Here is a 21,790-nt window from a genome sequence, read left to right as displayed (position 1 = left end):
TTCCTCTGACAATGCCCGGATCAATCATAGCCTGTCATCTCCAGATATCCCCGTCCTTCATGGCTGCCGACTACCGTGACTGGACCTTCCCAATATGGGATCGACAGGCCCATCCACGCATTTGGGTTTAGGGCAGCGACGCTCACATCGACGCCTTCTTCTGGCAATGTGACACGCCAACGGGTTGGTAGTTTTCGACCTTCGACTCTACTTTCGGCGAGTGGTTCCGCAGTAAACGAGCCGTCGGAATAGGACGTGCTTGCCCCGTCGGGTGCGATCCATGTTGAGGATGAATAGAACGACCCGTCAGTTTGTCGCAATTGAAACCCCATGAGCTTTGACCCTTCCTCAAAGGAGAGCGAAAACCAGTCCCACCCTATTTGGGTGTCAGACAGAGGTTGGGATGACCATTCCCGATCCAACCATGCGGTACCTGTGACAGGCACATCGCCAGACGGCAGCGTCAATACCCCTTCGATATTAAAGAACGGCTGGGAATAGTAATAACTCGCCTGCCCCTCGGCGGACTTTACGGAGTACCCGTCGTCGCCGTGGAAGACCAAAGGTCCTTCTGCATTAAGCGACATTGCGTAGCCAAAATCTGGGCCGTTTGCGGTAAGTGTCATCCTGTTGAAATCCGGGCCTTGCAGCGCCCACTCATCAATCCAAGCATGAAAAGGATTTGCCTGCACACCTGCTTGGCCGATCCCGCCACGGGCAAAGCGTTCGGTGGCAAAATGTTGGTCGGGGGTCGTGATGGCGGCATGGGCAAACCAAATCTGGGGCGACTGCCAGTCGTTCGTATCACCGGGTGAAAGGGCAGACCGAAATAACGTCCATTGCAGACCATAAGGCGTTCCGTCCGGTCCCGTAAGGTTTGCAGTCAGGTACCACCATTCGATACGGTAGTCTGGGTGCGGACCGTGTTCCGTGGGAAAAGAGAAGCTCGGATCAGGTTGCGGAATCGCAAACCCTTCGGCATCCGCGCCTAGGCCTAAAAAACCCTGCGCCATCACGCACATCGGCCATAAGCATATAAAAACCAGCAACTTAACGCTCATTTGCAAAAACTTTCAACAGGGAGGACGGTGCAATTCGCATCAGACGCAGCGCAGGCCAAGTTGCCGCCAAGAGCGCGGCTATCAAAGCATAAACCCCCAGCCGCGCGTATTCCTGCGGGAAAAGGTAGAGCGGCAATTGCCAGCCAAAGGCCTCAACATTGATGATTGTGAGTAGCACCCATGCCAGCGCCAAACCAAGCGGCAATGCGCATAGAAACACTAGCGCCGCAAGGAGAACGATGCGTAACAGTTCCAACTGGCCCAAGCTTCGGCGCGTAAGGCCCATAGCCCAGACGGGCGCCAGTTGAGGCACACGCATATCGGCAAGTGTCAGAAGACTCATCAGTATAGCAAAACTTGCCACGCCAAGTGTCAGGGCGTTCAGAGCGGCCGTCACGGTAAAGGTCCGCTCAAACACTTGCAGTGCCTGAGCCTTGATCGCTTCCTGATCGGTGATCGCGCTGTTGGGGATGTCAAAATTTTGCACGATCTCTTGGCGCAGACCCGCGGCGTCTTGGGTCCGCACCCCAAATTGCGACGCTAGGATATCTGGGTACATCGTTTGAAATACGGTCTCGGACATAACAACCTGCCCTCTTGGATTTCCATAGTCCCCAACAACCGCCGCAATGGGCAGGCTAAAATCCGACGCAATCTGCACCATGTCTCCAACCCACAGATCGGAGCGGCGTGCCAACTGCTCGTTGACGACAACGGCCTCTCCGGCTTTGACCATATCCCAAGGGGTGGGCGCGGCATCCAAAAAAGCCCAGTTTTCGCGATAAGTCGGACCGACCCGCACGCCAAACAAGCGCACAGGCTGCCCCGTAATCTGAATGTTTGTCGAGAGGAGCGGCAGAACTTCGGTCACTTTTCGCAACAAGAACGCCTCCAATTCGGCACTTTGATCGGCGCTATCTGTTTGAACAAACAGCTCTGGTGCAAGCCGTTGATCTAAAAAGGCGACAAAGGTCAACCGGAAGCTCGACACCATTGTCGAGACGCCAATATTGGCAGAAGCCGCCAATAACAGCGCCATTAAAGCAAGGCTCAACCCGGGCAGCTGTTGCCGCGTGTCGGCCCAGAACCAACTCCACACTGGTGAATGTGTCAGGTTTTCGAACAATGTTATGATCCGTTCCAGCAGCACCGGCAGAGCGAGAGCCGAACCAATGAGAAGGCAACCTAGTAGAACAAAGCCTGCAACGAGGCTCGTCGAAAAAATCGCAAGGAGCAATGCTGACAAAAGTAAGACCACCGCGCTTACGATCTGAAGACGAAACCGCGATGCGGAGGCCATCGCCCACGCCCTTGGTTTCACACTTGCCAAAAGCGGCATTTTTGAGATTTGCCAGATTCGGCCCGCCAAGGACATCGCCGTTCCTAGGACAGTGATCAGGAGGCCAGACATCCACCATTCCGCGCGCAACTCAAGCGTACCGGAGATTTCCGCGCCATAAAGCCCGCGCAGTGTGGCGGCCACATCCGGCAGCAACATCGCCGCGATGAAGTAACCCAGCGCAATCCCCAAGGCAGCCCCGAGTGTGGCTAAAGTCAGCATCTCTACCGTGATCAGCGTAACAAGCGTTCGCAGCGGCATTCCCAGTGACCGCAAGGTCCGGATCATGCCGCGTCGTTGTTCAAAGGCCAGCCCAATTGTGCTGTGGACGATGAATAACCCAACAGCAAAACTGAGCAGACCGAAGGCCGTTAGGTTCATATGGAAACTATCGGTCAACTGACCGATGTCGGTTCCTTGCTGAGCGGGTTGAAGACGCAAGTCAGGCGCTACAAGACTCAGTTGAGGTTGCGTGATTGGTTGATCTGGCAGCAGGATAAGGCGCGTCAGATCGGTGCGCCCTAGCAGCCTTTGCACAACCCCAACATCTCCGACGGCGATGCCGGTTGGGATATTCGCGTCGACCGAAACCTCGACCACCCCTTCTAGGCTCCGCGCGGTTTCTGCGTCAGCAAACAGACCTCCTATGCGCATAAACTCAAGTGCGCGCGGCCCATCCGTCCCGTTAGTTGCCCCAAAGCTCAGAGGAGAGGTTACTGGATCAATACCCAAAATTCGCACATCGTCCAATCGCCCCTCAATCACAGGAGAAACAAGCCATCCAGACCGCCTGAGCGAGACAAAAACAGCCTGTGGGATCGCTTCGTCTTGCCGTGGGAGCAACAGGTCAAACAGGCCGTCTTCAAGCGTGGAGGCAGCAGCATCATAACTCGCACGGGCCTCGGAGTTGATCGCCTGCACGCCGGACCACAGCGCCGTCGCCAGCGCAAGGCCCGTGATATAGGCAAATAGCTGGATCGGGTTGCGACGCCAATGCGACAGCAATGCAGCCAAGCAGGTTCGGATCACGCCAGATGACCGCCGCGCAAATGCATTTCAAGGTCCATGCGCTCCGCAATTCTTGGGGAATGGGTAACAATCAGCAACGCCGCACCGGTGTCCGCCACCAGTTGCATCATCTGCTCCAAAACATCCGCAGCAGTTGTTTCGTCGAGGTTTCCGGTAGGTTCATCCGCCAACAACAGCTTGGGCTTGGCGGCAAGGGCGCGAGCGATGGCGACCCGCTGCTGCTGCCCGCCAGACAGTGTCTCTGGGTAATTTTTCAATTGGTCCGCTAGACCCAAAGCCGCAACGAGATGGTCAATATGAGCCTGGTCCTCGCGACCTGACAGCCGTGCCTGAAACGCAATATTTGCAGCAACGGTAAGGGAGGGGATCAGATTAAATTGCTGAAAAACCAACGCGATCTCTGTTCGACGCAAAGCGGCGAGCGCTGCATCATTAAGGTGTGTCAGAGTGTGACCGGATACGCGCACCGCACCAGAATCAGACGGTTCTAATCCACCTGCGATGTGCAAAAGTGTGCTTTTGCCGCTTCCGGAATCCCCCGTTAAGGCCATCGTTTGGCCCCTGGCCAACCCAAAAGTGACACCCCTTAAAATCGGCACCGGTCCATCACTGCTAGGGAAAGACTTTTGGACGGAATCAAATTCAAGTAGCATTCTGTGCCCCTATTCGCTCCCAAGAGATTGCGCGTCATCGGGTGCGGATACCCAAGTTTTACCGAAACAAAGCTAGGTGAACACTTGGTCGCCCACAACCCAAGACTTGGAATGGTCCTGCCTTGCAGGGTGGTTTACGGTTTTTTTGGGTGTATTTGGTTCGTATACGCGCCGCTTTTCGTACCCAGGGAGTGGTGTCAGACGAATTCGAACGCGTCTCAGCTAGGCCAGTAGCCCTGCCCTTTTATTCCGCACAAAGTCCACGCCATTCTGCAAGAGCGGCAGTACGAGCGGCCTTGAAGTGATCCCGTTGGGGGAGGCTTCGGTCTTGATTGAAATGGTTGTGAATGGAAGAGTGGACAGCAACGAATTTCTGCAAGGTTCGCATTCGGCGAAAGCGGTGCATCGCTCGCTCTCGTAGTCGGAACGGCAAGTGTGAATTCTCAGCGCAATTGTTTTTTCAGCGTCCTGTTTCCTGTTTCGCCGCGTTGCCAATGACTGTCATCGCCGCGCAGTAGGAACGCAGTTTGTCGGTAACTTGCACCTCGGTTCTGCCATGACGTTTCATGGTTTTCTTGAGGAATTTGAATGCGGCCTTGGGGTCTAGGCGTTTCGTAACGTAGGATTCCAACACCTCACCCTCGTGATCCACGGCCCGCTAGAGATAGTGCAGTTCGCCGTTTATCCTCACAAAAACCCTCTCAGGCATGCAAGCATGCCTTGCCGGGCAATGCATCGTCCAGGTGCCATTGCCAATTCGAGTAACATCGCATCCGACTGACCCGCCGTCTACGGATCTCAGCTGCAAACATTGGGCCAAATCTGTTCCACCAAAACCGAACCGTTTCGTGGCTCACGTCGATCCCTCGTTCGTGGAGTAAATCTTCCACGTTTCGAAGTGAGAGTGGGAATCTGACGTACAACATCACCGCAAGACGGATGATTTCAGGAGACGTCTTGAAATAGCGAAAAGGAGAGCGTTGGTGGTGTCAGACAAATTCGAACTCGTCTCGGCTAGGCCAGTGAGACTGCCCTTTATGCCGCGCAAAGACCGCGCCACTCAGCCAGAGCAGCGGTGCGGTTATTCTTGAAATGATCTCTTTGTGAAAGGCTGCGCTCCTGATTGAAGTGGTTGAAAACGGATGCATGGACGGAGGTAAATTTCTGCAAACTTCGCATTCGACGAAAGCGGTGCATGGCGCGTTCTCGTCGTCGAAAAGGTAGGTGAGAATTCTCGGCTCGATTATTTTTCCAGCGCCCCGTCTCCTGTTTGCCCGCATTTACGATGACCTTCATCGCTGCGCCATACGAACGTAGTTTGTCCGTGACGATAACTTCAGGTTGGCCGTGCCGTTTCATCCCTCTCTTCATAAATTTGAGGGCTGCGACGCGATCCCGGCGTTTTGTTACATAGCTCTCCAGCACTTCTCCTTCGTGATCAACGGCTCGCCAAAGGTAATGCCGTTCTCCGTCAATCTTCACAAAAGCTTCATCCAAGTGCCATTGCCAGTTTGAATAAGAGCGCAGTTGTTGGACGCGTCGACGGCGGATTTCAGCGGCAAACATGGGACCAAATCTGTTCCACCAAAATCGAATGGTTTCATGGCTTACATCGATGCCTCGTTCATGCAGAAGATCTTCAACATTCCGAAGCGACAGTGGAAATCTACGTAAAGCATCACCGCCAGGCGGATTATCTCGGGGATCGTTTTGAAGTAACGGAAAGGGAAACGTTTTATCATGACACAACGCTAGATCGCCACCCTGCATTCTCAAGTCAGTTTCCTCTGACAGTGCCTGCTAGGATGCTAGAGGACAAGGCTCTCAAATAGGAACCCTGTGTTTCGGGTGCGTTCAGATGGGGCTCGAAAACCTCCAAAAACTCTCTCCCATATTGCTAACATCGATTAGCACAGCCGCCTGAGCGACCTTTTACACTTGTTGAGAATGCAGAATCCCACGACCGAAAGACCGATTTTTCATGCGAAAGCACGACGCGAAGCCGAAGCCGCCAACCCTACCCGAGGGTATTGTACATGCCGTAAGAGGCGCTGTTGTTGATGTGGTTTTTGCGGGGACCGAGCTGCCGCCGATCAATACTGCCCTCACCGTTGAGTGGGATGTGCCAACGCCCCTTATCCTCGAAGTCCACAGCCATTTAGACCTCACAACCGTGCGCGCCGTTGCGTTTCAATCCACGGCGGGACTTGCGCGCGGGGTGACCGTGCGATCCATGTACGGCCCTGTCGCAGTGCCCGTTGGCGAGACTATCCTCGGGCGACTTTTAGACGTCGTAGGCAATCCACAAGACAACGGGCCTGCCCTGCCTGAGGATACACCGCGCCGATCTATCCATGCCCAACCGCCGCCTTTAAGCGCCCAAACCCGCACCACCGATGTGTTCGAAACCGGCATCAAAATCATCGACCTCCTGACTCCATTGGCGCAGGGTGGCAAGGCGGCGATGTTTGGCGGCGCGGGGGTTGGCAAGACGGTGCTGGTCATGGAATTGATCCGCGCCATGGTCGAGAAATACGAAGGAATTTCGGTTTTCGCAGGCATTGGCGAGCGGTCTCGCGAGGGTCATGAACTTCTCACAGAAATGCGCGACTCCGGCGTTCTTGAACGCACCGTGCTGGTCTATGGTCAAATGAACGAACCTCCCGGGGCGCGGTGGCGCGCGGCGCTCACGGCCCTCACTGTTTCGGAGTATTTCCGCGACCAGAAACACCAAAACGTGCTGCTCTTGATGGACAATGTTTTTCGCTTTGTCCAGGCTGGCGCGGAGGTGTCGAGCCTTTTGGGCCGCCTGCCCTCTCGCGTGGGTTATCAGCCGACATTGGCAACCGAAGTTGCGGGGCTACAGGAACGAATTGCCTCGGTTGCGGGGTCTGCTGTGACAGCGATTCAGGCCGTCTATGTCCCTGCCGACGATTTCACCGACCCCGCCGTCACCACAATTTCCAGCCATATGGACTGCGTCATTGTCCTGTCCCGCGCGCAAGCGGCCGAAGGTTTTTATCCCGCAATTGATCCGCTAGCCTCCTCCTCGATGTTGCTCGATCCCCTTGTCGTGGGCGAGGCACATTACCAGACCGCCGAAGCCGTCCGTCAAGCGCTGGCGCGTTTCCGAGAGTTGACCGATATTATCTCCCTGCTTGGCGTTGAGGAACTCGGGGCTGCTGACCGTTTGGTCGTTAAGCGCGCACGGCGTTTGCAACGGTTTCTGACCCAACCCTTCATGGTGACCGAGGCCTTTACCGGCATATCGGGCGCGAGTGTTCCCCTTGCTGACACCCTCGCGGGATGCCGCGCCATTCTCGACGGGACCACCGATGATTGGTCCGAAAGCTCGCTTTATATGGTCGGCACCCTAGAGGATGCCCGCAAAAAAGAAGCCGCCGCAAAGAAATCTGATTCTTCGGATCCAGAGGCCGTCGCATGAAACTCAGGATTGTGACGCCATTGTCGGTCATCGTGGACGAGGACATTGACAGCCTGCGCGCCGAAGACCCCAGCGGCAGTTTTGGTATAATGACGGGCCACGCGCCATTCCTGACGGCGCTCACCATCTCAATCGTCAGTTGGCGACGGGCAAAACAGGAGCATTTCTGCGCGGTGCGCGGCGGCGTGCTGACTGTGACCGACGGCACCACGGTCGCCATTGCCACCCGCGAGGCCGTGGCGGGAAATGACCTTGCAACCCTCGACCGGGAGATTTTGGCGCGATTTCAATCCGACGCAGAAGCCGAACGTGTCGAGCGAACCGAAACGGTCGCGCTTCAGTTAAACGCGATCCGGCGCATGGTTAGTCGGCTTCACTCTGGCGCAGATAAGGGAGCGTTCCGGTGAAACCTGAGCCAGAAGATGACCCGCTCATAACCCAAGCCCGTCTGCGGCGCGAACGGCGCGACCGTTGGTTGCGCGAAGGCGACCTTTCTGTGGGGCGCCGCCTCGCCCAAATCGGGGTGCTGGGGTGGATATTTGTGGTGCCAACGCTTGGCGGAATGTTCTTTGGGCGGTGGCTTGATGCGCGCCTTGAGAGCGGTATTTTCTGGACAGCCCCGTTTATGGTGCTGGGAATTTGCCTTGGCGGCTGGACCGCATGGAAATGGATGAATGCACGATGATCTACCTCGCGAACTTGCCCCTTCCCCTCCTCCTTCCTGCCAGTTTTCTGGGCGGTCTGGTGCTCGGATATGCGTATTTTTACGCTCTGCGCGTGACCGCAGATCTCATTATCGGGCACGGCCATCCATTGCTTGCCCTGCTCTTGACTTTTGGACGGTTGGCGGGCCTTGGCGTGGGCTTTTATATCGCGGTGCGCGCGGATGGTTTTGCGCTGATTGCGGCCCTTGCTGGGGTTTTATGCGCCAAGGCGTTGATGCTCCGCTGGGCGCGAAAGGTTGACGCATGAATTCGCCGCTATCTTCCGTCGTCCTGTTTTATATCGGCCCCGTGCCAATTACGCAGGCGGTTCTGACCACATGGGCGATCATGGCGGTGCTGGTGCTGGGAGCTGTGCTGTTGACGAGAAATCTCACCCTCGTTCCAAGCAAACGGCAGGCCGCGCTGGAACTGATTGTCGACACAATCGATACCCAAATCCGCGAAACAACCGGCGCAAAACCGGCCCCGTATCGCGCCTTTATCGGCTCGTTGTTCCTGTTCATCCTCGTCGCCAACTGGACCTCCCTTGTGCCCGGATTAGACCCTCCAACCGCACAGCTTGAAACCGATGCCGCACTTGCGGTTCTCGTGTTCCTTTCGGTGATCTGGTTTGGAATGCGCAGCAACGGGTTGGGGGGCTATCTCAAATCCTTCGCAGCGCCCAATCCCGTTATGATTCCGCTGAACATGCTGGAAAGCGTTACCCGCGTCTTCTCAATGTTCGTCCGCCTTTTTGGCAACGTGATGAGCGGCGTGTTTATCGTTGGCATTGTTGCTTCGCTGGCGGGGCTTCTTGTGCCGATCCCCCTGATGGCGCTCGATCTGCTGACGGGGCTGGTACAGGCCTATATATTTGCCGTTCTCGCATTGGTTTTCATCACCGCAACGATCGAGGACGGCCAAAGCTCAGAGCCTGACACCAAGCAGGCCCTTCCCCCAAAACAAAAGGACATATGATGGATTATCTCAGCCTAGCAAGCATCGTCTGCGCAGCTTTTGCCGTATCGTTTGGCGCCATTGGACCCGCGCTGGCCGAAGGGCGCGCTGTCGCCGCGGCCATGGACGCTATTGCGCGCCAACCAGAGGCCGCGAATACGATTTCTCGCACCCTTTTTGTCGGTCTCGCGATGATCGAGACCACGGCGATTTATTGCTTGGTTATCGCGCTTTTATTGTTATTCGCCAACCCGTTGCTAGGATAAACCCATGACAATCGACTTCTGGGGCCTTGGCTTGCAGGCGGTAAACGTCCTGATCCTTATTTGGCTGCTCTCGCGCCTTTTTTGGCGTCCGGTGGCGGGTGCAATTGCCCGACGTCAGGACGAAAGCCAAGCGATAATGGATACGGCTCATGCTGCGCAGGACAAAGCGGATACCGCTCTAGAAGAGGTGACGCGGGCGCGGGCCGATATCGACGCCGAACGAGATGCCGTCCTCGCCAAAGCCTCTGTCGAAGCAGAAACCGCCGCGAAGGCCGCCCGCGGTGCTGCGCGCACCAAGGCCGAGGAGACGTTAGCCGCCGCACAGGCCACCATCGAACGAAACACCGAAGCTGCCCGCAAAGCCAACGCAACACAGGCCACTGATCTTTCTCTAGACATCGCGGCCAAACTGTTGGAGCGGTTGAACAGCCCCACGGTACAGACCGCGTTTCTGACGCTGCTGATTGAAGCTATCGAAAAGATATCTGCCACCGATCGCGCCGCACTGATTGCCAATCCATCGGGCATAGAAATCATCACTGCAACCGATCTTGGCACGGAGCGCGAAGCACTCGAAACGGCGATATGCGACGCCCTTGGCGGCACGCCGTCGCTGCGTTTTGTCACCGATCCCGATCTGATTGCAGGGCTGGAACTGCGCAGCGCACATTTTGTGCTGCACAACAGTTGGCAAGCAGATTTGGCACGTATTCGAAAGGCGGTGAAGGATGCCGCATGACACATCTAAGTGGTTCACCACCGCGCAGAATGCGGTGCAAAGCGCCCCTTTGGGGCCGCGCGCCGAACACCGTGGACGGGTCGAAGAAATAAGCGACGGCGTGGCGATGATCTCGGGTTTACGCGATGTGCGGCTTGACGAAGTGTTACGATTTGAAGGCGGTCAGGTGGGGTTTGCGCGGGTGCTCGACCCCGACTTGATCGGCTGTGTCCTGCTTGACAGTGCCACAAATGTTGAGGCCGGTGATGCCGTTTTTGGCACGGGCGAAGTGGTCAATGTGCCTGTGGGCGAGGCGCTTTTGGGGCGTATCGTTGATCCCCTTGGTCGCCCCCTTGATGGCAAAGGCGCTATCGAGGCCGATGCGGTTCTGCCGATTGAGCGCCCTGCGCCGTCGATCATTGAGCGCGATCTTGTGACCGAACCGGTGCAGACTGGAATTGTCGTGGTGGACACGCTTTTCGCCCTTGGCCGAGGTCAGCGCGAGTTGATCGTCGGCGACCATTCTACCGGCAAAACGACACTCGCGGTTGACGCTCTTATCGCCCAAGCGCAGAGCGATATGATCTGTATCTATGTCGCCGTGGGGCAAAAAACATCCAGCGTGCGCCGCGCCATTGATGCGCTACAGGCGCGGGGCGCATTCGAGCGCTGTATCGTATTGGTTGCCGGATCGGCCTCCCCTCCCGGCTTGCAATGGATCGCGCCCTACGCCGGGATGACCATGGCTGAGCATTTCCGCGACAAAGGGCAACATGCGCTGATTGTGATTGATGATCTGTCGAAACATGCCGCCACACACCGCGAGATCGCGCTGCTGACTCGCCAATCACCAGGGCGCGAGGCCTATCCAGGGGACGTGTTTTATATCCATGCGCGGCTCCTCGAACGAGCGGCCAAACTGTCGCCAGAGCGCGGTGGCGGATCGCTGACGGCCTTGCCCATTGCCGAAACGGATTCAGGCAACTTATCGGCCTATATTCCAACGAACCTGATTTCGATCACCGATGGGCAGATCGTGCTGGATGCGGCCTTGTTCCATCAGGGCCAGAAACCCGCCGTGGATGTGGGGCTGAGCGTCAGTCGCGTCGGCGGCAAGACGCAAGCCCCGATCCTGCGCACGGCTGCAGGCACGCTTCGGCTGGACTATGCGCAGTTCTTGGAACTGGAGGTCTTTACCCGTTTTGGTGGAATGCCCGATGACCGCGTGCGCCAACAACTGACACGAGGAGCGCGCATTCGCGAAGCGCTGCGCCAAGCACAACATGAACCGTTCCGACTGGCCGACGAGGTCGCCCTGATGCTGGCCGTGCAATCGGGATTGCTCGACAGTTTGCCGCTGGAGGCAGTGACGGCGTTTCGCGCAGGTTTGCCCGCCGCGTTAGACAATACTGCCGCAAATGCCCTCAGTACCCTTGCCGAGACGGGAAAACTTGACCCGAAATCGCGCGAGAGTTTGATGACGGCGCTGTCCCACTTTGCCGCGTCGCTGGCCAAAGACAAGACCGAGGCGAGCAAAGACCCTGCAAGTCCATGACCGAACGTCTGGCCGATATCAGCGCCCGCATCACGGGTATTCGCCAACTCGGTGCCGTGGTGAATGCCATGAAGGGCATCGCCGCCGCCCGCGCCCATATGGCGCGCAGCCAAGTTGATGTCGTCGATAGCTATGCAGCGACAATTGCGGCGGCAATGGCAAACGCCATCGGCCCCCGCACCGATCCGCGCGAAAATTTGGACACGGATTCAGACAGGACTGGCCTGCTCGTATTTTGCGCCGAGCAAGGGTTCGCGGGGGCCTTTAGCGAACGTGTGCTTGACAGTTTGCCCAAAGACCTCACCCCAGAAACCCTGTTCCTGATCGGCACCCGCGGCCTTTCGATTATAGCCGCCCGTGGGATCACACCGCATTGGGCGGGGCCACTGCCGTCGCATACGAATGGCATCCCGAAACTGGCCGATGACGCAACGAAAGCGATCTATCACGCGGTGGAATCGGGGCGGATTACCCAACTCGACGTTGTCTATACGGGGTGGACCTCTGGGCGACCCGCGCTCCTGCGACAACGGCTGTTTCCGCTTGATCTCTCTGATCTTCCCGCATCCAAAACCGACCGTCCCCTAACCCAGATTTCCGAAACAGCCCTGCTAGACAGCCTCGGACAGGATTACTTTCATGCACAGGTTTGCAAGGCCGCGCTGCACGCCTTTGCCGCCGAAAATGAAGCGCGTATGGAGGCCATGTCCTCTGCGGGCAGCCAAATCGGGCGTGAGTTGGAAGCGTTTCAAGCCAAATTACGCCGTGTACGACAAGAAGCAATTACCGCTGAAATCATAGAACTGGGCACTGGGGCAGCCCAAGCCCGAAAGTAGGCTTGGTGACGGCACATCCGGTTGCTCAGAATGATAAGACGCACCACAGGACCGGCCGCTGACCCACATCAAGGTTGCGCCGCAGATAATGCCCTAGGTTTACGATAGCGACGGGCCTTATCCTGCCGCTAAGGGTTCCACGGCCTGCCCTATGAGGATATCGCCAGCACCCTGCACCAACATCTTGGCAGCGGTGCAAGCATGTGCGTCCTCAAACACCGGCGCAGTGTTGCAAGCAGCATGAGATTCGCCGCGCTGGACAGTCTGATTATGGGCCGCCGCTGTGGGGCGCTCGCCCCCGGAGTGATGCTATATCTGCCGCAGGAAAAATTCATATCCGCCACAGACATTGCGTTTAACAGAGGAAGCAACGCTCCCAGATGCACCCTAATGGCCGCATACTGATTTGAGTCAGCCCAAGGCCGAACTTCCTCTCTTAGGATACGCATAAACACGGAGGTGAATGCCGCGTGTTCCGACTCACGGGACATATCGGATTCCCCCTCGACACAAGCAAGGAATTTCACAAATGGCATGTACAACCGAAACGCTAGAGCGAGACCCATCCTTCGCGGCGTTTCTCAGCACCCCTGTCGGCCAAGACAATAAAGGGGCGCATGTCTCCCTCCTGTCGATGCTGGCGCGGCTTGACGTCGATCCATGGGCCGAAGCCTCGGATTTAGCCACATTGCCCGTGGGCGCGGCGCGAAAACGTCTTGAGACGCTGATTGCAACCTTCACAGACGTACCCGCAGGCGCACCGAATTACGACAAAACCCTCGCAACGTTGCTGGCTCGCATGCCCCAACCGGTCGCCTCCGCACCGACGGACTCCACCGGAACTATGATGCCACCCTTTGGAGCACCTATTTACAAGATCATCGCGACGGTCCTGTTGTTTGGTTGGATTGCACTACTGGCGCAGGGATATTGAGATGAACACCACCACAACGCCCGCGACCCCGATCAAGACCGAGATCACCCTTTGGGACCTCGAAGAACGGTTTTGGACACAGGGTGCAGAAAGTGCGCGTCAAATGACGGCCAAGAATGCGATCTTTGTCTATCCATATCCTGCCGGATTTTTACAGGGAGACGCGATTGGACAATCCTCGGACGTGTCGCAGCGCTGGCGCTCGGTTGTGATGAGCGAGCGCTATATTACGCGCAAAGGCGGTATCGCGGTTGTGGCCTATCGTGTCTCTGCTGAGCGAGAGGGCGTGCCGCTCTACACAGCACTCTGCACTTCGACCTACATGAAAGACGACGCCACGTGGCTGCGACTGTCACACCAGCAAACTCCCTTACCATGAGGGGCCGAGCCACGGCCGCTCCGTAACCTCAAACCACGTCTCTAAATTCTCCTCACCAAGATTTTCCACATGCGCCAACGTCCATTTATGGCTGGCTTGCAAAGGACACATCCATGGCTTCCCCCAACTCCAAACAATCCGAAAACCCATCCCGATTCAGCTTTCCGTCGGCCTATACCATCCTCTTTTTGCTGATCGTGATTATCGCGGCGCTGACTTGGGTGATCCCAGCCGGTGAATACATGCGGGAAGCCTCGGAGGTGCTGGGCAAAGACGTCCCCGTCGCGGGCTCCTACGCCCTCACAGAGGCGAACCCTCAGGGCATTTTTGACATCCTCCTCGCCCCGATTGCCGGTTTTTACGACCCTGTTAGCTATACCGCAAACGCAATTGACGTGGCTCTGTTCGTTCTGATGATCGGCGGGTTTATTGGTGTTGTTACGGCCACGGGTTCCATTGACGCGGGGATCAAACAGGCCATGACGCGTATGAAGGGGCGGGAAAAATGGATGATCCCGATTTTAATGGGGTTGTTTGCATTAGGCGGCACAACCGAGGGCATGGCCGAAGAAACGCTGGCCTTTTACGTGCTACTAACGCCCATCATGATCGCGGCGGGCTATGACTCACTGACGGCTGTGGCGGTAATTATGCTTGGCGCAGGGGTTGGCGTCCTTGGCTCGACTGTCAACGCGTTTTCCACCGTAATTGCCTCCGATGCTGCGGGGGTTCCCTTTACGGACGGGTTAACGCTGCGACTTGGCATTCTGGCGGTCACTTTTGTGGCAACCGTCGCCTATGTCATGCGCTATGCGGCGCGGGTCAAGGCCGACCCGTCACGCTCGCTGGTCTTTGATCGCAAAGCCGAAAACGAGGCGCACTTTCGCAGCGAAGCAGGCGTCACCACCGAATTCACCCCTCTGCACAAAATCGTTTTGCTGCTGTTCGGGGCGACTTTTGCTGTGATGATCTGGGGCGTTTCCCTCAGCGAATGGTGGATGGCCGAAATGAGCGGGCTATTCCTTTTTGCGGGCATCGGTATCGGCATCGTTGGGCGGTTGGGCGAAAAAGGCTTGGTTGAGGCCTTCGTCGGCGGCGCGCGCGATCTACTTGGCGTGGCCCTGATCATCGGCCTTGCGCGGGGCATTGTCGTTGTCATGGACGCAGGTCACATCACCGACACCATCCTGCATTGGGCCGAAGGCGCCGTCACTGGCCTGAACCGGATTGTCTTTATCAATGTCATGTACTGGATCGAAGTCGCACTGTCGTTCTTCGTGCCGTCAACGTCGGGACTTGCGGTGCTGTCGATGCCGATCCTTGCCCCCGTCGCCGATTTTGCGGGCGTCGCGCGCAGCCTCGTTGTCACTGCGTTCCAATCGGCTGAGGGCGTCGTTAACCTCGTCACCCCGACATCCGCTGTCGTCATGGGCGGTCTCGCTATCGCCCGTGTCCCCTATGAACGTTGGCTCCGTTTCGTCTGGCCTGTGCTTCTCGGGCTCTCAATTATCATCATGGTCGCTCTCAGTCTTGGCGTCCTCCTACAAGGAACAACCGCATGACCCTGACCTATGGCGTTCACTCTGAGGCCGGCAAACTGCGCCGCGTCCTTGTTCACAAACCCGGTGCTGCGATGGCACGTCTGACGCCTTCAAACTGCGCAGAACTGCTGTTTGACGATGTGATTTGGGTCAAACAGGCCCGTATCGAGCATATGACTTTTGTCGATGCGATGCGCAACCGCGGGGTTGAGGTGGTGTATTTGCGGCAACTGCTGACCGAGACCCTTGCCGATATGGAGGCCCGCCGCTGGCTGCTGGAGGCGCGGATCAACGACAATACCGTCGGCGTGGGCCTTGCTGATGATCTGCTGGCGCATCTGATGGAGGTCGATGCAAATCTGTTGTCCACCATCCTGATCGGTGGCATGAGTCGCGGCGAACTTCCCATCAAGTCCAACGGTGTTCTCGCACCGATGCTGGACCCCGCCGACTTCATTTTACCGCCGCTGCCCAATCATATTTTCACCCGTGACACCACGTGCTGGATTTATGGCGGCGTCACCCTGAACCCCATGCATTGGCCCGCACGCCGCCTTGAAACGCTGAACCTTGCCGCGATCTATCGGTTCCATCCAGATTTCAAGGATGCAGGTTTTCCGATCTGGTGGGGCGACCCAAAGCAGGATCATGGCCCCGCGACCGTCGAAGGCGGCGATGTCATGCCAATCGGCAACGGCACAGTCCTGATTGGCATGGGCGAACGCACCACGCCACAGGCCGTCAGCCAGATCGCGCGCAACCTCTTTGCGAGTGGCGGCGCAACCCGCGTTATCGCCTGCCAATTCCCCAAATCTCGCGGCGCGATGCACCTCGATACTGTATTTACCTTCTGTGACCGCGATCTTGTTACGGTCTTTTCCGAGGTCACAGACGCTATCCGCTGTACCAGCCTGCGCCCCGGCGACGGCAACACCATCGCCGTTGAAGTGGAGGCAAAACCCTTTCTTGAGGTCGTGGCCGATGCGCTTGGGATCAAAGCCCTTCGGACCATTCCAACGGGGGGAGATGCGTATGAATCCGCCCGCGAGCAATGGGATGATGCCAACAATCTTCTGTGTTTGGAGCCCGGTGTGGTCGTCGGATACGAGCGCAATGTCTATTCCAACACCTTGCTGCGCAAAGCAGGCGTGGAGGTCATCACCATCCCCGGATCTGAACTTGGGCGCGGGCGCGGTGGTTCGCACTGTATGACCTGCCCCCTCATTCGCGACGAAATTTAAGGATACTATTATGCCACAAAACCTGCACGGCAGAAGCTTTTTAACCCTTCTCGACTTCACCCCTGATGAAATCAGACACCTGCTGCAACTGGCATCGAGCCTTAAAACCGCTAAGAATGGTGGCTTTGAGGTGCAAAAACTGCAGGGCAAAAACATCGCCCTGATTTTTGAAAAAGACAGCACCCGTACACGCAGCGGTTTTGAAGTGGCTGCCTTTGATCAGGGGGCGCATGTAACCTATTTAGGCCCCACGGGAAGTCATATCGGCCATAAGGAATCGATGAAAGACACCGCTCGCGTGTTGGGGCGATTTTATGACGGGATCGAATATCGTGGTTTTGGCCAGAAGGATGCTGAAGTTTTGGCTGAATTCTCAGGTGTACCCGTGTTCAACGGGCTAACTGACGATTTTCACCCCACACAAATCCTCGCGGATTTAATGACCATGCGCGAATTCACGCACAAACATCTGTCCGATACCGCCTTTTGCTTTATGGGCGACGCGGGCAATAATATGGGCTCCTCGCTTATGATTGGAGCTGCCCTGATAGGTATGGATATTCGCCTCTGCGGACCGAAAAGCTGTTGGCCGAATCCTGACCTCGTCGCCCAATGCAGAACAATTGCCGAAACCTCCGGTGCGCGGATTACCCTGACGGAAAAACACGCTGAGGGGCTAAAAGGCGTCGATTTTGTTTACACCGACGTTTGGGTTTCGATGGGGGAACCAGAGGAGGTTTGGGAAGAGCGGATCGCCCTTCTATCGCCTTACCGCGTCACGGCCGACGTCATGGAAAAGACCGGAAACCCCTACGCGAAGTTCCTGCATTGCCTACCTGCCTTCCACAATCGCGACACAGAAGTTGGCGCCGCGACCTTTGAAAAATACGGCATCGATTGCATGGAAGTAACGGACGAGGTGTTTGAATCCGCTGCCTCGGTTGTGTTTGATCAGGCCGAAAACCGGATGCACACAATCAAGGCGGTTCTCGTCGCCACGATGGGGGCATAGGATGCGCATAGTTGTTGCCCTTGGCGGGAATGCGTTGTTGCAACGGGGTCAGCCGATGACGGCGGCGGCGCAACTTGCGAATGTGCGAATTGCGGCCACGGCCCTTGCGGATCTAGCTCGCGATCATCAGATCATTGTCGCCCATGGAAACGGCCCACAAGTTGGCCTACTCGCGCTTCAGGCGGCCGCCTATGATCCCGAAAAGCTTTGGCCGTTGGATGTGCTAGGGGCGGAAACCGATGGTATGATCGGCTATTTGATCGAACAAGAATTGATGAACGCCCTGCCTGCGGGCTCCCGCTGTGCCACATTGTTAAGCCGCGTTGAAATCGACGCAAAAGACCCCGCTTTTGAGAAGCCAAGCAAGCCCATCGGGCCTGTTTATACCGCGTCCGAGGCAAGGCGCGCGACGACGGATCATGGTTGGACCATGGTAACCGAGGCCACAGGCGGGCAGCGCCGCGTGGTGCCCTCGCCCCTGCCCCTGCGGATTCTGGGCATCGAGGCAATCAATGCTTTGCTCAACGCGGGCCACTGCGTGATTTGTGCGGGTGGTGGTGGCATTCCCGTCCTGCGCAATGCGGACGGTGCGATGGAGGGAGTTGAAGCCGTGATCGACAAGGATCGAACGGCGGCGCTTCTTGCGACGGAGCTTAAGGCGGACGCGCTTTTGCTGCTTACAGATGTAGAGGCCGTCTTTGAGAATTTTGGCCAAGCCAACCAGCACGTGATCGGAATGACCACCCCCAAGGCCTTGGCCAAACTCGATCTTGCCCCCGGCTCAATGGGACCCAAGGTCAGTGCCGCGGTGGCCTTTGTGCAAGGTGGCGGCGCATTTGCCGGAATCGGCCAATTGTCGGACGCCCGCGCAATTCTGGAGCAGCGCGCCGGAACCAACGTCCTTTCGGACGCAGCCAAACCGCTTAAAGTCTGGGACAACGAAGGCGGAGCGCTGGATTAAAGGCTGCACTAAAAATTGCGGTACAACCTTTAGCTCAACAACGGCCCAATCTGATCCAGATAGGTTGGGTCAAACTCCGCGAATTCGGTCAGGCGGTCATAGGCATCGAAGGTCACGTACCCATCCCGAAACGTGACTAAACCGCTTTCGCGCAACTGTCGTAGGACGCGATTGACGTGAATTGCGGTCAAGCCAAGGGCATCCGCCAGAAGGTATTGCGTGAGGGGGCAAGCATAGCCTTTTTTGCTACCCAACCCGACCAACGCAAGTCTGGCACCGAGTTCCAGCAGAAAATGCGCCATCCGTTCCGCCGCGCTCCGCCGTCCGATATCCGCCAGATGTTCAACCACCATCGCTTCATCACGGGACGCGGCCCAGAGGATCGCCATGGCCAAGCGGGGCGTTTGGGTGAAGGCCTCCATTAAATCCGAGACCAAAAATTCGGAGACTTCAATGTCGGTGATCGGCTCAATGCTGTGATCCGACATATGTAGTAAAACGCTGCGCAGACCCAAAAAATCACCCGGAATCTGAAAGTCGATAATCTGGCGTTGGCCATCGTGCAGAATTTTATACGAGCAAGCCCAGCCCGACGCTAGAACATAGGCCGTATGCTCCGATTGCCCTTGGTGCACCAGATCGCGCCCGACGGTAAAAACCCGTCGCCGCTTGTGCAGGGCTTCAAGGGATGCAAGTTCGGTTTCGGATAGGGCGACAAAGGCCCCCAACTTACGAACCAAATAGGCATTATTCATCAATGTCGTCCTCATTTCGAGTCACAGCGAACTCTTCCGAAAAAAGGGCACTATTTGCTGATGTGGATCAGTGCAACTTAGGGATTATCTGTATACCTGTTCAGAGAGCAATTCAAACACCCTGAATATCGGGTACCTTCTTTATCAGAGGCAGTAAAACATGCCTGACCATGAAGCCTATTCAGGAATCGCGGCTTTGTCGATCTGCGAAGCACTACTTCTTGCGCTAAACGACGCAAAAGTCCTGCCCGAAAGCGAAATTTTAGGGGTTCTCAAGGACGCGTCTGCTACACATGAAAATGCTGACGGCTCAGAGGCTGACCTTGAAACGCACAAGGCTGTGGCAAGCCTAATTAATCGCATCCTCTCTGGTGGCGATTTTTCTCGCAAATCGTAGAATCTCACCTTGGAATAGGCCGTACGCGCCTAGGTGCTGTCAGACCAATTCGAACTCGTCTCTGCAAGGACAGAGAAACTGCCCTTTATGCCGCGCAAAGACCGCGCCACTCAGCCAGAGCGGCGGTGCGGTTTGCTTTGAAATGAACTCTTTGGAAAAGGCTGCGATCTTTGTTGAAGTGGTTGAAAACGGAGGCGTGAACAGAAACAAATTTCTGCAATGTTCGCATTCGGCGAAAGCGCTGCATCGCTCGTTCTCGTCGTCGGAACGGCAAGTGTGAATTCTCAGCCCGATTGTTTTTCCAACGCCCCGTTTCCTGTCTGGCCAAATTCCCGATGACCTTCATCGCCGCGCTATAGGAACGTAACTTGTCAGTGACTATTACCTCAGGTTGGCCGTACCGTTTCATTGCTTTCTTCATGAATTTAAGGACCGCGGCCCGATCTCGACGCCTGGTCACGTAGCTTTCTAACACCTCGCCTTCGCTATCAACCGCACGCCAAAGATAGTGCCTCTCACCGTTTATCCTTACAAAAACCTCATCTAGGTGCCACTGCCATTGAGGCCAGGACCTCAATCGTTCCACTCGTTTCCTCCGTATCTCTGAAGCAAGCATTGGCCCGAACCTGTTCCACCAAAATCGCACCGTTTGGTGGCTCACCTCAATACCTCTCTCGTGGAGTAAATCCTCTACGTTTCGAAGTGAGAGCGGAAATCGGACGTAAAGCATCGCCGCTAAGCAAATAAGCTTAGGGCTCGTTTTGAAATAGCGAAAAGGAGAGCGTTTTGTTATAATCAAACGCTAGTTGGTTGCCCCGCACCGCTCAAGGCAGTTTCTTCTGACAATGACATAATGAAACATATTGCTCAAAATTTCAATTCGTGCTGTCAATGTGAGGTTTTAATCACTCTCTTTCGCATAGTTGCCTAAAATTTTCTCTGCCTACAAATAAAGAGCACAGCCATGACACTAGACCAAGAACCAACACCACCCCAAACACAACTACGGCTAAATGATGCCGTCGATATGCGTTACCTTTTAAGGGAATACTATGATCTTTACCGGAAGATCGCGTCCGGTGGGAGCACCAAGATACGGAGCCACCAGCGCGCTGTTCGAGAAGCAATTGGGCGCGTCATCAAGGCAAATCCTCCCGTTGTTTTGCGCACCCCAGACCGATTGCCAGTAACGGATCATTTGCGTCGCTCCATTGACCTTGGTCGGAAGGATCAAATGGTGTCGATGGTCCGAGCACTTGACGCTGTACGTGACGATCTTTCTTGGGAATACGGTTACGAGAAAATTCCCAAGGGCTTAGCTCAAAAGTACGGTTATGCCGAGATTGCGGGCCCCAAGGGGCCGATCCGCACGACCGAGGTGATTCTTGGAGTAGTCCTTTTTGCACCAGGATGCACCTATCCCGCTCATGCACACAATGGCATTACAGAGAGTTATGTCTGCCTTTCTGGTGCCGTCAGCGAGAACCATCAGGGCGTTTACACCCCTGGATCTATGATATTCAACCCGCCCGAACAACTACACCGGATAACCGTTTCCGATATCGATCCGGCACTGCTCGCATATGCTTGGATCGCACCGCCCGAGATTCTAACTTCAAATACCATGAATTTTCGGAGATCAAAGTAGTGGCAGAGTGGTGCTATCATGTGTGGACATTTATGGACCCCTCCTTTTTGCAACACCTTAGTTAGATCTGGATAGGTTTCACGGTTTCTGACGTATATCCGGCTTCTGAATGCGGCCCGAAGTATCGTCGCCGCGAGCCCCCCTTTCGGCAGATTGCTTTACAATCGCCTGCCGGGCAATGGATGAATTTCCTCTCGCTTCTTCCTCATTGGCTCCAAGGGTGGTGCCATGTATGGACGGTGGTGTCATGTGTTGACGGCCCCTGTTTTGCAAGGATTTATTTGAGCTGATTTTGATCGTTGCAGGTTGCGGTCATGTGTCCGGCCTGTTGACGCGGTGCATGTGACCGCTGGCCTTTC

Annotated in this window: 23 protein-coding genes and 2 pseudogenes; 18 read left to right on the top strand and 7 right to left on the bottom strand. The window is 56.1% G+C overall.

What is annotated here, in order from left to right:
• Window positions 1–20 precede the first annotated feature (20 nt).
• From AB9F26_RS19855 to AB9F26_RS19835, 5 genes and pseudogenes are all read right to left on the bottom strand, one after another.
• Window positions 21–1,061, bottom strand: a complete 1,041-nt coding sequence (locus AB9F26_RS19855; RefSeq protein WP_369768875.1) for a lipocalin-like domain-containing protein — start codon at window positions 1,059–1,061, stop codon at window positions 21–23.
• A complete protein-coding gene (locus tag AB9F26_RS19850) occupies window positions 1,051–3,429 on the bottom strand; it encodes an FtsX-like permease family protein (protein ID WP_369768874.1) in 2,379 nt (792 codons plus the stop codon). Before AB9F26_RS19850 ends, AB9F26_RS19855 begins: the two co-directional genes overlap by 11 nt.
• Window positions 3,426–4,082, bottom strand: a complete 657-nt coding sequence (locus AB9F26_RS19845; RefSeq protein WP_335586609.1) for an ABC transporter ATP-binding protein — start codon at window positions 4,080–4,082, stop codon at window positions 3,426–3,428. Before AB9F26_RS19845 ends, AB9F26_RS19850 begins: the two co-directional genes overlap by 4 nt.
• Before the next feature lie 244 nt (window positions 4,083–4,326).
• Window positions 4,327–5,008 (bottom strand): annotated as a pseudogene (locus AB9F26_RS19840) (IS6 family transposase).
• Window positions 5,009–5,117: 109 nt separating this feature from the next.
• Window positions 5,118–5,824: pseudogene (locus AB9F26_RS19835) on the bottom strand (IS6 family transposase).
• 239 nt (window positions 5,825–6,063) lie between these two features.
• Between AB9F26_RS19835 and atpD the strand changes: the two are divergent.
• The 16 genes from atpD to AB9F26_RS19755 all read left to right on the top strand — a co-directional run bounded on the left by atpD (window position 6,064) and on the right by AB9F26_RS19755 (window position 18,631).
• Window positions 6,064–7,527, top strand: a complete 1,464-nt coding sequence (gene atpD, locus AB9F26_RS19830; RefSeq protein ID WP_369768873.1) for a F0F1 ATP synthase subunit beta — start codon at window positions 6,064–6,066, stop codon at window positions 7,525–7,527.
• On the top strand, window positions 7,524–7,934 hold the full coding sequence (locus AB9F26_RS19825; protein WP_335586607.1) for a F0F1 ATP synthase subunit epsilon: 411 nt from the start codon (window positions 7,524–7,526) through the stop codon (window positions 7,932–7,934). The genes atpD and AB9F26_RS19825 overlap by 4 nt, the downstream gene beginning before the upstream one ends.
• Window positions 7,931–8,212, top strand: a complete 282-nt coding sequence (locus tag AB9F26_RS19820; RefSeq protein ID WP_082802260.1) for an AtpZ/AtpI family protein — start codon at window positions 7,931–7,933, stop codon at window positions 8,210–8,212. Before AB9F26_RS19825 ends, AB9F26_RS19820 begins: the two co-directional genes overlap by 4 nt.
• On the top strand, window positions 8,188–8,499 hold the full coding sequence (locus AB9F26_RS19815) for an ATP synthase subunit I (protein ID WP_369757989.1): 312 nt from the start codon (window positions 8,188–8,190) through the stop codon (window positions 8,497–8,499). The genes AB9F26_RS19820 and AB9F26_RS19815 overlap by 25 nt, the downstream gene beginning before the upstream one ends.
• A complete protein-coding gene (locus AB9F26_RS19810; protein WP_369768872.1) occupies window positions 8,496–9,209 on the top strand; it encodes a F0F1 ATP synthase subunit A in 714 nt (237 codons plus the stop codon). The genes AB9F26_RS19815 and AB9F26_RS19810 overlap by 4 nt, the downstream gene beginning before the upstream one ends.
• Complete coding sequence (locus AB9F26_RS19805; protein WP_039001729.1) at window positions 9,209–9,454, top strand: F0F1 ATP synthase subunit C; 246 nt, start codon at window positions 9,209–9,211, stop codon at window positions 9,452–9,454. The genes AB9F26_RS19810 and AB9F26_RS19805 overlap by 1 nt, the downstream gene beginning before the upstream one ends.
• A 4-nt stretch (window positions 9,455–9,458) precedes the next feature.
• Entirely contained in the window at window positions 9,459–10,193 is a 735-nt protein-coding gene (locus AB9F26_RS19800) for a hypothetical protein (protein WP_369768871.1), read from the top strand.
• The gene (locus AB9F26_RS19795) at window positions 10,183–11,727 is read left to right on the top strand and encodes a F0F1 ATP synthase subunit alpha (RefSeq protein WP_369768870.1); all 1,545 of its coding nucleotides are present in this window, start codon (window positions 10,183–10,185) and stop codon (window positions 11,725–11,727) included. The genes AB9F26_RS19800 and AB9F26_RS19795 overlap by 11 nt, the downstream gene beginning before the upstream one ends.
• The gene (locus tag AB9F26_RS19790; protein WP_335586603.1) at window positions 11,724–12,563 is read left to right on the top strand and encodes a FoF1 ATP synthase subunit gamma; all 840 of its coding nucleotides are present in this window, start codon (window positions 11,724–11,726) and stop codon (window positions 12,561–12,563) included. The genes AB9F26_RS19795 and AB9F26_RS19790 overlap by 4 nt, the downstream gene beginning before the upstream one ends.
• A gap of 144 nt (window positions 12,564–12,707) precedes the next feature.
• Complete coding sequence (locus AB9F26_RS19785; protein ID WP_335586613.1) at window positions 12,708–12,968, top strand: hypothetical protein; 261 nt, start codon at window positions 12,708–12,710, stop codon at window positions 12,966–12,968.
• Between the two features lie 124 nt (window positions 12,969–13,092).
• Window positions 13,093–13,497: a hypothetical protein gene (locus AB9F26_RS19780; protein WP_369768869.1), complete on the top strand. Its 405-nt coding sequence runs from the start codon at window positions 13,093–13,095 to the stop codon at window positions 13,495–13,497.
• A gap of 1 nt (window position 13,498) precedes the next feature.
• Window positions 13,499–13,876 (top strand): hypothetical protein, encoded by a 378-nt coding sequence (locus AB9F26_RS19775; RefSeq protein WP_335586601.1) that lies wholly within the window; start codon window positions 13,499–13,501, stop codon window positions 13,874–13,876.
• 113 nt (window positions 13,877–13,989) lie between these two features.
• The gene (locus AB9F26_RS19770) at window positions 13,990–15,438 is read left to right on the top strand and encodes a YfcC family protein (protein WP_335586600.1); all 1,449 of its coding nucleotides are present in this window, start codon (window positions 13,990–13,992) and stop codon (window positions 15,436–15,438) included.
• On the top strand, window positions 15,435–16,658 hold the full coding sequence (gene arcA / locus AB9F26_RS19765; RefSeq protein WP_335586599.1) for an arginine deiminase: 1,224 nt from the start codon (window positions 15,435–15,437) through the stop codon (window positions 16,656–16,658). The genes AB9F26_RS19770 and arcA overlap by 4 nt, the downstream gene beginning before the upstream one ends.
• A 10-nt stretch (window positions 16,659–16,668) precedes the next feature.
• On the top strand, window positions 16,669–17,670 hold the full coding sequence (argF, locus tag AB9F26_RS19760) for an ornithine carbamoyltransferase (RefSeq protein WP_369768868.1): 1,002 nt from the start codon (window positions 16,669–16,671) through the stop codon (window positions 17,668–17,670).
• A 1-nt stretch (window position 17,671) separates the two neighbouring features.
• Entirely contained in the window at window positions 17,672–18,631 is a 960-nt protein-coding gene (locus tag AB9F26_RS19755; RefSeq protein WP_335586597.1) for a carbamate kinase, read from the top strand.
• Between the two features lie 29 nt (window positions 18,632–18,660).
• Here the strand turns inward: AB9F26_RS19755 and AB9F26_RS19750 are convergent, their stop codons facing one another.
• The gene (locus AB9F26_RS19750; protein ID WP_335586596.1) at window positions 18,661–19,386 is read right to left on the bottom strand and encodes a Crp/Fnr family transcriptional regulator; all 726 of its coding nucleotides are present in this window, start codon (window positions 19,384–19,386) and stop codon (window positions 18,661–18,663) included.
• 160 nt (window positions 19,387–19,546) lie between these two features.
• Here AB9F26_RS19750 and AB9F26_RS19745 point away from each other — a divergent pair, with 160 nt between their 5' ends.
• Window positions 19,547–19,783, top strand: a complete 237-nt coding sequence (locus AB9F26_RS19745) for a hypothetical protein (RefSeq protein WP_335586595.1) — start codon at window positions 19,547–19,549, stop codon at window positions 19,781–19,783.
• 85 nt (window positions 19,784–19,868) lie between these two features.
• Here the strand turns inward: AB9F26_RS19745 and AB9F26_RS19740 are convergent, their stop codons facing one another.
• Complete coding sequence (locus AB9F26_RS19740; RefSeq protein WP_335586612.1) at window positions 19,869–20,576, bottom strand: IS6 family transposase; 708 nt, start codon at window positions 20,574–20,576, stop codon at window positions 19,869–19,871.
• A gap of 171 nt (window positions 20,577–20,747) precedes the next feature.
• Here AB9F26_RS19740 and AB9F26_RS19735 point away from each other — a divergent pair, with 171 nt between their 5' ends.
• Window positions 20,748–21,431: a dimethylsulfonioproprionate lyase family protein gene (locus AB9F26_RS19735; protein WP_369768867.1), complete on the top strand. Its 684-nt coding sequence runs from the start codon at window positions 20,748–20,750 to the stop codon at window positions 21,429–21,431.
• Window positions 21,432–21,790: the final 359 nt, after the last annotated feature.

This window comes from Falsihalocynthiibacter sp. BN13B15 (assembly GCF_041205415.1).
GTDB lineage: Bacteria > Pseudomonadota > Alphaproteobacteria > Rhodobacterales > Rhodobacteraceae > Falsihalocynthiibacter > Falsihalocynthiibacter arcticus.
This window is presented reverse-complemented; position numbering and strand designations above follow the sequence as displayed.